General features: G+C 56.5%; 12 protein-coding genes. 5 read left to right on the top strand and 7 right to left on the bottom strand.

Annotation, left to right across the window (positions count from 1 at the left end; translation table 11 throughout):
* Positions 1 to 75: 75 nt before the first annotated feature.
* A complete protein-coding gene (gene ybjG, locus GO007_RS03225; protein WP_095095477.1) occupies positions 76 to 669 on the top strand; it encodes an undecaprenyl-diphosphate phosphatase in 594 nt (197 codons plus the stop codon).
* Between the two features lie 120 nt (positions 670 to 789).
* Positions 790 to 1,548 carry a DNA-binding transcriptional repressor DeoR gene (deoR, locus tag GO007_RS03220; protein WP_095095474.1) on the top strand — a complete coding sequence of 253 codons (759 nt, stop codon included), beginning with the start codon at positions 790 to 792 and terminating at the stop codon, positions 1,546 to 1,548.
* Between the two features lie 28 nt (positions 1,549 to 1,576).
* Here deoR and dacC read toward each other — a convergent pair whose 3' ends face one another.
* Positions 1,577 to 2,779 (bottom strand): serine-type D-Ala-D-Ala carboxypeptidase, encoded by a 1,203-nt coding sequence (dacC, locus tag GO007_RS03215; RefSeq protein WP_095095471.1) that lies wholly within the window; start codon positions 2,777 to 2,779, stop codon positions 1,577 to 1,579.
* A 256-nt stretch (positions 2,780 to 3,035) separates the two neighbouring features.
* Here dacC and GO007_RS03210 point away from each other — a divergent pair, with 256 nt between their 5' ends.
* The gene (locus tag GO007_RS03210) at positions 3,036 to 3,656 is read left to right on the top strand and encodes a glutathione S-transferase family protein (RefSeq protein ID WP_095095468.1); all 621 of its coding nucleotides are present in this window, start codon (positions 3,036 to 3,038) and stop codon (positions 3,654 to 3,656) included.
* A 2-nt stretch (positions 3,657 to 3,658) separates the two neighbouring features.
* Here the strand turns inward: GO007_RS03210 and GO007_RS03205 are convergent, their stop codons facing one another.
* On the bottom strand, positions 3,659 to 4,771 hold the full coding sequence (locus GO007_RS03205) for a PQQ-dependent sugar dehydrogenase (RefSeq protein ID WP_095095465.1): 1,113 nt from the start codon (positions 4,769 to 4,771) through the stop codon (positions 3,659 to 3,661).
* Between the two features lie 103 nt (positions 4,772 to 4,874).
* Entirely contained in the window at positions 4,875 to 5,258 is a 384-nt protein-coding gene (bssR, locus tag GO007_RS03200; protein ID WP_095098005.1) for a biofilm formation regulator BssR, read from the bottom strand.
* Between the two features lie 1,211 nt (positions 5,259 to 6,469).
* On the opposite strand from bssR, the gene GO007_RS03195 reads away from it, so the two are divergent.
* Positions 6,470 to 6,748 (top strand): hypothetical protein, encoded by a 279-nt coding sequence (locus GO007_RS03195; protein WP_095095458.1) that lies wholly within the window; start codon positions 6,470 to 6,472, stop codon positions 6,746 to 6,748.
* A 317-nt stretch (positions 6,749 to 7,065) separates the two neighbouring features.
* Here GO007_RS03195 and GO007_RS03190 read toward each other — a convergent pair whose 3' ends face one another.
* Positions 7,066 to 7,545, bottom strand: a complete 480-nt coding sequence (locus GO007_RS03190) for a hypothetical protein (protein ID WP_189339834.1) — start codon at positions 7,543 to 7,545, stop codon at positions 7,066 to 7,068.
* 305 nt (positions 7,546 to 7,850) lie between these two features.
* Between GO007_RS03190 and rimO the strand changes: the two genes are divergently transcribed.
* Positions 7,851 to 9,176, top strand: a complete 1,326-nt coding sequence (gene rimO / locus GO007_RS03185; protein ID WP_095095453.1) for a 30S ribosomal protein S12 methylthiotransferase RimO — start codon at positions 7,851 to 7,853, stop codon at positions 9,174 to 9,176.
* Positions 9,177 to 9,263: 87 nt separating this feature from the next.
* On the opposite strand, the gene gsiD is transcribed toward rimO, so the two are convergent.
* From gsiD to gsiB, 3 genes are all read right to left on the bottom strand, one after another.
* Positions 9,264 to 10,175 (bottom strand): glutathione ABC transporter permease GsiD, encoded by a 912-nt coding sequence (gsiD, locus tag GO007_RS03180; RefSeq protein WP_095095450.1) that lies wholly within the window; start codon positions 10,173 to 10,175, stop codon positions 9,264 to 9,266.
* Position 10,176: 1 nt separating this feature from the next.
* Positions 10,177 to 11,097: a glutathione ABC transporter permease GsiC gene (gene gsiC / locus GO007_RS03175; protein ID WP_095095446.1), complete on the bottom strand. Its 921-nt coding sequence runs from the start codon at positions 11,095 to 11,097 to the stop codon at positions 10,177 to 10,179.
* Positions 11,098 to 11,196: 99 nt separating this feature from the next.
* A complete protein-coding gene (gene gsiB, locus GO007_RS03170; protein WP_095098002.1) occupies positions 11,197 to 12,738 on the bottom strand; it encodes a glutathione ABC transporter substrate-binding protein GsiB in 1,542 nt (513 codons plus the stop codon).
* Positions 12,739 to 12,765: the final 27 nt, after the last annotated feature.

Genomic DNA, 12,765 nt, shown 5'->3' with positions numbered 1-12,765 from the left:
ATACTTCTTTATTTCATCGCCACCGTCTCTTAAGGTGGGCGGCTTATTGTTATCGGACCCTAAGAGCCTGAAAGTATGCTGGAAAATATCAACTACGCGCTGTTCGCATCGATCAACGCCACCCCCGCCTCACCGTCGTGGGCTATTGCGCTGGCCACCCTGCTCGCCAAAGATTTGATTTTGATTGTTCCTTTACTGACGGCCGCGCTGTGGCTGTGGCGACCGAACCAGCGCCAGCTGGTATTTAAGGTGCTGCTGGCCCTGGCAATAAGCCTGACGCTGTCGTGGATCTTCGGCCTTCTCTTCCCGCATCAGCGCCCCTTCGCCGCCGACGTTGGCTATCAGTTCCTGCACCACTCGCCGAATAACTCGTTCCCAAGCAACCACGGCACCATCAGCTTTACCTTCGCGCTGGCCTTCTTATTCTGGCATCGCCTGGGCGCCGGGATCGCGCTGATGGCCGCAGCGATGGCTATCGCCTGGTCTCGGGTCTATCTCGGCGTTCACTGGCCGCTGGACATGCTCGGCGGCCTGCTGACCGCCATGTGCGGCTGCCTGGCCGCGCAGCTGCTGTGGCACAGCGGCGGTCGTCCGCTCTATCAATACCTGCAGCGGCTGTACCGCCTCTGTTTCTCCCTGCCGATCCGCAAAGGCTGGGTACGCGAATAGCCCGCGCCGCCTGGCCCCTCACCCGGCGCGCACTTCAGACGCGTGACTAACCCCCTTCAGGCAGGTAAAATTGCCCACTGACGCCCTGCCAATGCAGGGCGATTTCAGCTTAGAGGGATTATGGAAACACGTCGTGATGAACGCATCAGCCAGCTTATTCAGGCCCTCAAGCGCAGCGATAAGCTTCATCTTAAAGAAGCCGCAGCGCTGCTGGGCGTTTCTGAAATGACCATCCGTCGCGACCTGAACGGCCATAATGGACCCGTTGTCCTGCTGGGCGGCTACATCGTCCTGGAGCCGCGCAGCGCCACGCACTACCTGCTTAGCGACCAGAAAACTCGCCTCGTGGATGAAAAACGCCGCGCCGCCCGCCACGCTGCCGGCCTGCTTGAAGCCCACCAGATGGCCTTTTTTGACTGCGGGACCACCACGCCGTGGATCATCGACGCGATTGATAACGCCCTGCCGTTTACCGGCGTCTGCTATTCGCTGAATACCTTTCTTGCGCTGCAGGAAAAGCCCCACTGTCGGGCCATCCTCTGCGGCGGCGAGTTTCACGCCAGCAACGCGATTTTTAAACCGCTGAGCCTGCAGGATACCCTGAGCCATCTGTGCCCGGACATCGCCTTCTACTCGGCGGCGGGAATTGACTGCGAGCAGGGGGCGACCTGCTACAACCTTGAGGAACTGCCGGTTAAGCACTGGGCGATGAGCAGCGCGCGCTACCACGTGCTGGTGGTGGATCACAGTAAATTCGGTAAGGTCAGGCCGGCGAGAATGGGCGATTTATCGCGTTTTGACGTGATTGCCAGCGACGTCTGTCCGGATGACGATCTGCTGGCGCTGGCGAAGGAAAAACAGATTTCACTGCTGTACTGATCGCGCCCCGCAGGGCGCGACCGGCAGATTATGAGAACCAGCCGCCGAACCAGCCGTGCAGTTTCATCAGCACGAAGTCCATCATTCGGCTAAAGAAGCCGCCTTCGTTTACCGCTTCCATCACGATAAGCGGACGCTGCTCAATGGTTTTATCATTGAGTTTAAAGTCGATGGTCCCCACCACCTGCCCTTTGGTCAGCGGTGCCGTCAGCTGCGTATCCTTCAGGGCGTAGCTGGCTTTCAGGTTCTTCATCTGACCGCGCGGAATGGTAATCGAGCCGGCTTCACCTGCGCCTAGCTTCGCTTCGCTGCTATCGCCAAACCACACGCGCTGGGTGATAAAGGTGGCGTCCGGCTTAATGGGCGTCACGGTTTCATAGAAGCGGAAGCCCCAGGTCAGCAGCTTTTCTGACTCGTTAAAGCGAATACGGTCGGTTTTGGTGCCCAGCACTACGGCAATCAGGCGCATGTCGCCCTGCGTTGCCGAGGAGACCAGGTTATAGCCCGCTCCGGTTGTGGTCCCCGTTTTCACGCCATCGGCGTTGAGGTTGGAGCTCCACAGCAGGCGGTTACGGTTAGGCTGACGGATCTTATTGAAGGTAAACTCTTTTTCTTTATGGATAGCGTACTCTTCAGGGACGTCGTGGATCATCGCTTTGGTCAGCAGCGCCATATCGCGGGCGGTACTGAACTGACCCGGCGCATCAAGGCCGTGCACGGTCATAAAGGTGGTATTCGCCAGGCCCATTTTCTGCGCATAGCCGTTCATCAGGCTAACAAACGCATCCTGGCTTCCTGCGACATAGTCGGCAATCGCAATGCTGGCATCGTTGCCGGACTGAATGATGACGCCCTTATTGAGATCCTCAACCGACACCTGCATACCCGGTTTGAGGAACATCACCGATGAGCCGCGCAGCGCCGGGTTGCCGGTTGCCCAGGCATCGCGACCCACGGTCACCATATCGGTAGATTTAATCTTGCCCGCTTTCAGCGCCTGCCCAACGACATAGCTGGTCATAATTTTGGTCAGACTTGCCGGATCGAGTTTTTCATCGGCATTGCCTTCGCTGAGCACCTTGCCGCTGGCGTAGTCCATCAGGACCCAGGCTCGCGCATCAATCGATGGGGCATCGGGGAGTTGTTCTGCAGCCTGAACCGCAGGCGCAACGAGAACGAGAAGAGCGCAGCCTGCCGCGAGGCCGCGAAGGGAAAAAGCATCATGCGTCATAAGAGCCACCCAAGTATCCTTTCCAAACAAAATATGCCGCAGCACTCTATCGGCGCAGCAGCAGCCGGTGAGTAAAGCGTACAAATGACCTTAAAGAAACAGCGAGTTGGTAAAGTTTTTAAAGTTTACTCAATAACCTCGCGTCTTGCTGAAAACAGAGCAATTTTTTTGATCGCGATTGCCTATATATTAACTTTATTCCAACATGATGACTCACCTTGCTGCAACGACGGCTCAATAACTGACGGGAACCGATATGATTACGCTATGGGGTAGAAACAATTCGACTAACGTGAAAAAAGTACGCTGGGTGCTGGAAGAGCTGGACCTTCCCTATCAGCAGATTATGGCGGGGCTGGAGTTTGGTGTGAATCACGACGCGGAGTATCTGGCGATGAACCCGAACGGTCTGGTGCCGCTGCTGAAGGACGATGACCTCGTGCTGTGGGAGTCGAACGCCATTATTCGCTATCTGGCGGCGCAGTACGGGCAAAACCGCCTGTGGGTTGACGATCCGGTCCAGCGGGCGCAGGGCGACAAATGGATGGACTGGGCCAACGGCTCGCTCTCGCCCGCCCACCGCCCGGTATTGATGGGGCTGGTGAGAACGCCGGAGGAAAAACGCGACCCTGCGACAATTGCCGCCGGTATCGCCGCCTGTGAAGCGCTCTTCGCCATCCTCGACGCCGAGCTGGCGGTATTCCCGTGGCTGTCCGGCGAGTCGTTTGGCCTCGGCGATATTGCCGTTGCGCCGTTCGTCTACAACCTGATGACCATCGTAACGACCTGGCAACCGCGCCCGAACCTGCAGCGCTGGTATCAGCAGATTAACGAACGCCCGGCCTGGCGCAGCGTCGTGGCGATCCCGGTCACCTGAGGCTAACTCTGCGGGCTGACCTTCAGCAGTTCGCCGTTGGATTCGTCGGTCAGGACGTACAGATAGCCATCGGGTCCGACGCGAACATCGCGGATACGCTGGCCGCGATCGCGCAGAATTCGCGCCTCTTCGCTGACGCTATTGCCCTTTACGTCGAGGACAATCAGCGACTGGTCCTTCAGCGCGCCGATAAACAGCTTGTGCCGCCACTGGGGGAAGGTTGCGGAATCGTAGAAGGCCATGCCGCTCACCGCGGGCGACGTTTTCCAGACAAACAGCGGCGCTTCGGTTCCGTCCACCGCCGTTCCCTGAGCTTCCGGGATAGGCAGACCGCTGTAATTTATGCCGTGCGTCGCCAGCGGCCAGCCGTAGTTCTTACCTCTCTGCGGGATGTTAATCTCATCCCCGCCGCGCGGGCCGTGTTCATTGAGCCACAGGGTATCGCTCCACGGATTGATCGCCATTCCCTGCGGGTTACGGATCCCGTAGGCCCAAATTTCCGGCCTTGCGTCGGCGCGGCCGACAAACGGATTATCCGCCGGAACCTCTCCCGCCTCGGTCAAACGCACCACCTTGCCCTGCAGCTTGTCCAGATCCTGGGCCGTCGCCCGCTGGTTATTCTCCCCTAAGCCGATAAACAGGTGCCCCTTACCGTCAAACGCCAGACGCCCGCCAAAGTGGTTGCCGGTGGAGAGCTTCGGCTGCTGGCGAAAGACCACCCGAAAATTCTCCAGCCGCCGACGATCCTCACTCAGGCGGCCGTATCCTGCCGCGGTTCCCGCTTTGCCATCGTCACCGGCTTCCGCGTAGCTCAGCCACACCTTCCGGGAGTGGATAAAGTCCGGCGCCAGCGCCACGTCCAGCAACCCGCCCTGCCCGCTGGCCCACACCTGAGGTACGCCGGAAATAGCCGGCGACAGCCCCTCCCCCTGGCGCCAGAGCTTCAGCTCGCCGCCGCGTAGGGTGATAAGTATCCCCTGCCGGTCGGGGAGAAACGCCAGCGCCCACGGATGTTCGAGCTTATTTTGCAAAACCTCAACGTGCACCTTCTGGGCGACGGCGGCGGCAGGTAACAGCAGAGCGGTAAGGGCTATCAGGGCGACGGTCTGGCGCATGGCACACTCCTTTTATCAGCAATGAAATAAGGGTAGCCAGCGAAGGGGATCGGCAGGGGGAGCTTTACATAACATTAAGCAGGGGGGGCATGCCCCCCTGAATTCAGACGCGGGTTATTGGCGCTGATGCATTCAGTTTATGAATGTTTAGCGACAATCCTGCCAGGCAGCGTTCTAGCGTCTCTACGTTAACCGCAATATAAGACGGACAATCGTGATGCCCGCTCATCAGGCAAACCGCTGCGGAAGCAACGAATTCACCCGCAAGGCGAAGAGCTTCCCTTTCCTCCGGCGTAACAGCGTGCTGCAATCGCGGCGCGTGTTCACGCATTTCACAACAAAGCTCAAACAGGTTATCACGCAGATGCTCGTTCTCGCTGACTGACATATAGCCTTTAGCTTTGCGTAGCTGCAGATAAGCATCGAGATCAATGTTGGCATTAATCAGCTTATTCAAAAGGTTACGGTACAGTCTGTCAACGGTCATCATGGTTCCTCCTCTGTCGTCCATTACCATAATTATAATATGGTCGTTTTTTGCGCAAAGTCATGCGCGAGGTCAATAATTCCCGGTTAATTAACATCATTTACAATGTTGCGATAATGTTTAAATCTGTCGAAATGCGCCGCCTGCCGGGATGCCATCCGGCGAACATTGACGCGCCGCTCAGCGGTTCGATAGCGCAACCGCGGCGATATAGCGCAAAACCTGGCGCGCAAAGGGAGCAAACGGCCAATATAGAGGTAAGAGAAAGGCCGCTCCCCCGACGCAATATGAACAGACGCCGGTCGAGTCGGCGGAAAATAAGAAAAGATCCGTGGGCATAATAAACCGGATATCCGCGAAGCATCTGCGGATATCAGCAGGATATTAAGGCCGCGATCCCGGCCTGCCGGTAAATATTTTACATCCGCAGCTGCTAACAACTATATAAATAGTGATTTATTTTTATTTAACATTAGCCCATCATTCGGACAAGATGCTAAATGGATAGCAAACGGAAGAGAGAAAACTATTTTTACAGTATACATACCCGGCACAACGCAGCAGAATATAGATCCCTATAAACCATACCAGGCGTTCTTATGAAAATAATGATGATAATAATTGTGCTGTCAGCACTCATTTTTATTTTCATAACCCCTCTGGATTCAGAGCCTGTTACGCATCATGATTATTATTTTGATACATCCCACGTTAGCATTAACGACCGGCATCAGGAGCCAGAGATAAATCCTCGCGCCTTCCCACGAAACCTGTAAAGACAGCCCGTAAATGGCGGAACCACTGCCGGTAGCGTAGGGAAAATAGCGCCCGTTAAATAGCCCATAAAATAACCTGAGATCGCCTGCAATGTAAAATCAGCCGGTGACCATTAACCTGTTTATCCACTGACCATGACAGAGAATATGAAACTTAAAAATAGTAAAAAAACACATACTGGCAGCATCGTATTTACATTATTTATCGTAATGAACGTTCTGATGCTGGCCGTCAGCATCTACGTGCTCTATTTTAGCTCTGCGGCCCCCTTTGCGGATCACAGAATTATCCGCGACGCGACCTTCTGGATTAGCGCATTCAAGCACATCCTCTTTCTTAGCGGCCTGTGGATTTTCTTCGATGTCATTTTTTCAGTTTACTTTTTCTTCAAAAGAAAATAACACGCCAATCTTCTACCTATTACGGAAAGCAGCATGATATTTATCCTCGTCTGGCTCATTGCTATGGGCACCAGTGAATTATTACTTTGGTCATACAGTTACCTCCATATTCTGTCACCGGTTATCTACGTCACCCTCTGCCTTATGTATTTGTATCAGCGTAAAAAAATCCGCCATTGCCCTGATTTAAGCATCAATGAGCAAAAGATCAGAGTGCTGCGGTTAGGGATTGTGTTCCTTATCGCCATGCTGATTATGCTGGCGCTCACCGTACATATTAATGTGCTGATTAGCCTGTACGGCAATCTTTAATCCCGACGAATAAAGGCAGTTCGGGCAGCGCCCAGGGCCGGTAAGTTCCCGAACTGTTGTATCGGTATTACCGGGCATGCCCGTCTTATCAGGCGATATTCTACGCTGGACAGGGATGACGCCAGATATCAACGTCCGGCGCTCACTTTCAGGATCAATATATGCTCCGCCCTTTGCTGATGCTCTGCTGTATTTTGGTACTTTGCAGCTGCTACCCTTTAGATAAAAAAGAGGACGACCTACCCGACATACGGCTGAACAGGCCGCAGTGCACAAGCCGAAATAATATTATTACATGCGACTGGGGATAATACTGCTTAGCAGAAACTCCACTGAACACTCATAACGAAAATCGCCGGAATAATAATTCCGCCCTCAACGCCAAAATAATCCGTAAAGTTATATTGCAGGCCATGATAAACATACGGGGAGAAGCCTACGCCGGTTAACTTCTTCGCCGTCCGGTAGGCCCCCGAGTCGCCGCAGTGGCTGAACGCTTTAAAAAAGAATTCCCCGGTGTAGGCGTATACGCCTTTAAACGTCCAGCCGCTTTGGCCTGCAACCCAGTCTCTTCTCATACCCAGCGACAGGCAGCGATCGTCAAAACTATTTTTCATCGTCCCGGCTAACGCGCTATATCTGGAATCCGGCGAAAACTTTCGCTCTACTGACAGAAACTGATTATTAAAATGCTCGTTATACTGCCCATGATTTCCCGTCAGGTGGTAGACATACGAACCGGTATTTATCGAATATAAATTAAGCTCCCCGGCATACCCTGGCCCTGCGGCCATCATTGAAATACCTAATATACAACTTCGTTTTTTAAACATGGACCAACTCAGAAAACGGCAAACGGATAACCTGAAAAGAAAAGCATAACGCTAGCACAGCGCGTCTAAACCGATGCTCAATCACTTTTTATACCGCATCTTCAGCCGCCCTTCGCCGGCTATGCTTTCCCCTCTTCACTTCCTGGGAAACGGGTGGTGATAAATATCGCCCGACCGATGGCGAAAACGGAGATACCAGTACAATTTTCCCACCAACCTCTGTAGAATCCCTGCCCTGACCATTCCAATAATTGAACACTTTTTAAGCTATGAGCAATGTAACGCACCAGCCGAAGATCGGCTTCGTCTCCCTTGGCTGTCCGAAAAACCTTGTAGACTCAGAACGCATCCTGACCGAACTGCGCACCGAAGGGTATGACGTGGTTCCTACCTACGAAAACGCCGATATGGTTATCGTCAACACCTGCGGCTTTATCGATAGCGCCGTTCAGGAGTCGCTGGAAGCGATTGGCGAAGCCTTAAAAGAAAACGGCAAAGTGATCGTTACCGGCTGCCTGGGCGCAAAAGTCGACCAGATCCGCGAAGTTCACCCGAAAGTGCTGGAGATCACCGGCCCGCACAGCTACGAACAGGTTCTCGAGCACGTACACCACTACACGCCGAAGCCGAAGCACAACCCGTTCCTGAGCCTGGTGCCGGAACAGGGCGTCAAGCTGACGCCGCGCCACTACGCTTACCTGAAAATTTCCGAAGGCTGTAACCACCGCTGCACGTTCTGCATCATTCCGTCCATGCGCGGCGATCTTGTGAGCCGTCCGATTGGCGAAGTGCTGTCTGAAGCTAAGCGCCTGGCCGACGCCGGGGTGAAAGAGCTGCTGGTGATTTCTCAGGATACCTCCGCCTACGGCGTCGATGTGAAGCATCGCACCGGTTTCCACAACGGCATGCCGGTGAAAACCAGCATGGTCAGCCTGTGCGAAGAGCTGGCAAAACTGGGTATCTGGGTGCGCCTGCACTACGTTTATCCATACCCGCACGTCGACGACGTGATCCCGCTGATGGCGGAAGGTAAAATCCTGCCGTATCTCGATATCCCGCTGCAGCACGCCAGCCCGCGGATCCTCAAGATGATGAAACGCCCGGGCTCCGCCGATCGCCAGCTGGCGCGCATCAAGCAGTGGCGTGAAGTCTGCCCTGACCTGACCCTGCGTTCGACCTTTATCGTCGGCTTCCCGGGCGAAACGGAAGAAGATTTCCAGATGCTGCTCGACTTCCTGAAAGAAGCCCGCCTTGACCGCGTCGGCTGCTTTAAATACAGCCCGGTCGATGGCGCTACCGCCAACGAGCTGGCGGATCAGGTTGCGGAAGAGGTGAAAGAGGAGCGCTGGAACCGCTTTATGCAGCTGCAGCAGCAGATTTCCGCCGAACGTCTGCAGGAGAAGGTCGGCCGCGAAATCATGGTACTTATCGACGAAGTTGACGAAGAAGGCGCCATTGGCCGCAGCATGGCCGACGCCCCGGAAATCGACGGCGCGGTGTATCTGAACGGCGAAACCAAAGTGAAACCGGGCGACGTGCTGCGGGTCAAAGTTGAGCATGCCGACGAGTACGACCTGTGGGGTAGCCGGGTTTAATACGCTTCTTACTCCGGCTACGCGTCAGCGCCAGCCGGAGCTTTCCGGAGGCGGCGCGGCGCGCCCTCTCCGGACTCCTCTCTCACCCTACCCCTTTATCTTCGGATCCAGCGCATCGCGCAGGCCGTCGCCCAGCAGGTTAAACGCCAGCACCGTCAGGAAAATCGCAATCGCCGGGAACAGCGCCACGTGCGGCGCCATCACCATATCCGCCCGCGCTTCGTTCAGCATTGCCCCCCATTCCGGGGTCGGGGGCTGCGCGCCGAGGCCGAGGAATGAGAGGCTGGCGGCGGAGATTATCGACACCCCGATACGCATGGTGAAATAGACCACAATCGACGACACCGTGCCGGGCAGAATATGGCTGAACAGGATCGTCGCATCGCTGGCGCCGATGCTGCGCGCCGACTCGATAAAAGTCTGCTGCTTGAGGACCAGCGTATTGCCGCGCACCAGGCGAGCAAAAGCCGGAATGGAGAAGATCGCCACCGCGATGATCACGTTCGACATCCCGCTCCCCATAACCGCCACCACGGCGATCGCCAGCAGGATCCCCGGGAACGCGAACAGCACGTCGCAAATGCGCATAATTATCCTGTCCCACCAGCCTTCATAGTAACCGGCCAGCAGCCCGAGTACGGTGCCGATTGCCGCGCCGATCAGCACCGCCAGCACCCCGGCCGCCAGCGAAATCTGCGCCCCGACCAGCACCCGGCTGAAGATATCCCGGCCCAGCGAATCGACGCCGAACCAGTGCAGCATCGACGGGCCGTCGTTGAGGCGATCGTAGTCAAAGTAGTTTTCCGCATCGAACGGCGCTACCCACGGCGCCACGACGGCCACCGCGATCAGCAGCAGAACAAAAATGCCGGCGCCCATCGCCACCGGCTGACGGCGAAAGCGCCGCCAGAACTCATGCCACGGCGTACGTATCTGACCGGGTTTGATCCCCGGCATGGCGTTGATAACCGCCTGCCTTCTCCAGTTGAGCAATCGCACCTTACTTGTACCTGATAGCCGGGTTAATGGCGGCATACAGCACGTCCACCACTAAATTGATAAGAATAAATTCCAGCGAAAACAGCAGTACTTCCGCCTGAATCACCGGATAGTCGCGCATCTCGACCGAATCAACCAGCAGCCTGCCGAGCCCCGGCCAGTTGAAGACTTTCTCCACCACGATCGAGCCGCCGAGCAGGAAGCCAAACTGCAGCCCCATCATCGTCACCACCGGGATCATCGCATTGCGCAGGCCGTGCTTAAGCACCACCAGCGTCTCGCTGACCCCTTTCGCCCGCGCGGTGCGCATATAGTCCTCGTGCAGCACATCGACGAAAGATGCGCGGGTGAAGCGCGCCATCACCGCGGCTACCGCCGCGCCCAGGGTCACGGAGGGCAGAATATAGTGCCGCCAGCTATCGGCGCCCACCGTCGGCAGCCAGCCAAGTTCGACGGAGAAGACCTGCATCAGCAGCATCCCGAGGGCAAAAGCCGGAAAGGAAATACCGGTCACCGCCAGCGCCATCCCCAGCCGGTCCGGCCAGCGATTGCGCCAGACCGCGGCGGCAATCCCCGCCGCCATACCAAACACCACCGCCCAGCTCATGCTGGCAAGCGTCAGCCACAGCGTCGGCATAAAGCGGCTGGCGATTTCGCTACTCACCGGGCGACGCGACGCCATCGAGATGCCAAAATCCCCCTGCAGCACGCTGGTGATATAGTGCCAGAACTGGACGTGCAGCGGCCGATCGAGCCCCAGCTGCTCGCGCACCATCGCGACGACCTGCGCATCGGCTTCCGGTCCGGCAATCAGCCGCGCCGGGTCGCCGGGCAGCATATGTACAAACAGAAAAACCAGCACCGCCACAATCAGCAGGGTGGGAATCAGTCCCAGCAGGCGTTTAATCACATAATTAAGCATCGCCTCTCCTCACCCGAACCCTCTGCGCGAATGGCAGAGGGAGCAAGGCCCGGCGGCCTCTCCCCGCGGGGGAGAGGGTCGGGATAAAGGTAACAACCGTCACTGGGCTAAATCCGCCTGCTCAAAGCTGAATCCGGTATCCGGCTGAATATAAAAACCGCTCAGATTCTTACTGTGCGCGGAGACCAGTTTTTCCACCACCAGCGGCACCCACGGCGACTCTTTCCAGATAATGTCCTGGGCCTGTTTGTAGAGCCGCGTTTTTTCCTGCGCATCGGTCGTTTTCAGGGCGTCGGTCAGGTCTTTATCCACCTGCGGATTGCCGTAGAAGGCGGTATTAAACAGGGTCGGCGGCCAGTTTTGTGAGGCGAAAAGCGGCGACAGCGCCCAGTCGGCTTCACCGGTCGAGGCCGACCAGCCGGTGTAGAACATGCGTACTCCGCTCTCTTTCTGTCCTTTGCCTTCCACTTCCGCCGCGCGCTGGCCGGCATCCATCGCCGTCAGCTGCGCTTTAATGCCCACCTGCGCCAGCTGCTGCTGGGTAAACTGCAGCACCTTCTGAGCGGTGCTGTGGTTATGCGATGACCACAGCGTGGTGCTGAATCCGTTAGGGAAACCGGCCTCTTTGAGCAGCTCGCGGGCCTTAGCCGGATCGTACGGCCACGCTTTAAAGGTCTCGGCATAGGCGATAGACGGCGGCACGACGCCGGTCGCCGGGGTGGCGTACCCGGCGAAGGCGACCTTCACCAGCGCCTGGCGGTTGATGGCGTAGTTAATCGCCTCGCGCACCTTCGGGTTATCAAACGGCTTCTGCGTGACGTTCATGCTGATATAACGCTGCATGATCGACGGGCTGGCAACCAGCTCCAGCTTGTCGTTTTTCGCCAGCAGCGGCGCCTGCTCGTAGGGGATCGGGAAGGCAAACTGCGCTTCGCCGGTTTGCAGCATCGCGGCGCGGGTGTTGTTATCCACCACCGGACGCCAGGTGATGGAGTCGAGCTTCGGCAGGCCTGGCTGCCAGTAGCCGGCAAACTTCGTCACCTTCACAAAATCGGTCTGGTTCCAGGTATCGAGCTGATACGGGCCGGTACCGACAGGATGAAAACCAATCTCTTTGCCATATTTTTTCAGCGCCGCCGGAGAGATCATCGCCGTTGCCGGATGGGCAAGGATATTGATAAACGCCGAGAAAGGCTGCCTGAGGGTGATTTTTACCGTCGTCGGATCAACCGCCTCGGTGCTGGCGATATTTTTGTACAGGTTATAGCGCTTGAGATGATTATCCGGATTGCTGGCGCGGTCGAGGTTAGCCTTCACCGCTTCGGCGTTAAAATCGGTACCGTCCTGGAACTTCACCCCCGGGTGCAGCTTAATGGTGTAGACCAGGCCGTCGGGCGAAACGGTATAGCTTTCCGCGAGAACGTTTTTCAGCTTCATCTCTTTATCAAGGCCGAACAGCCCCTGATAGAACGACTTGGCAACGGCCTGGGATAAGGTGTCGTTGGCATCATAAGGGTCGAGGGTCGTGAAGTTAGAGCCGACCGCCACCACCAGATCTTTTGCGGCCAGCGCCGGCGCCGTCGCCAGCGCCGAAGCGACGCCCAGCGCCAGCAACCATTTGCGTGATACGCGTTGTGTCATGTTGTTCTCCTGAAATGCTGCGTTATT

This window comes from Klebsiella sp. 10-1 (assembly GCF_009758445.1).
Taxonomy (GTDB): Bacteria; Pseudomonadota; Gammaproteobacteria; order Enterobacterales; family Enterobacteriaceae; genus Klebsiella; species Klebsiella scottii.
The sequence above is the reverse complement of the archived record's forward strand: the minus strand, read 5'-3'. Positions and strand labels throughout refer to the sequence as shown.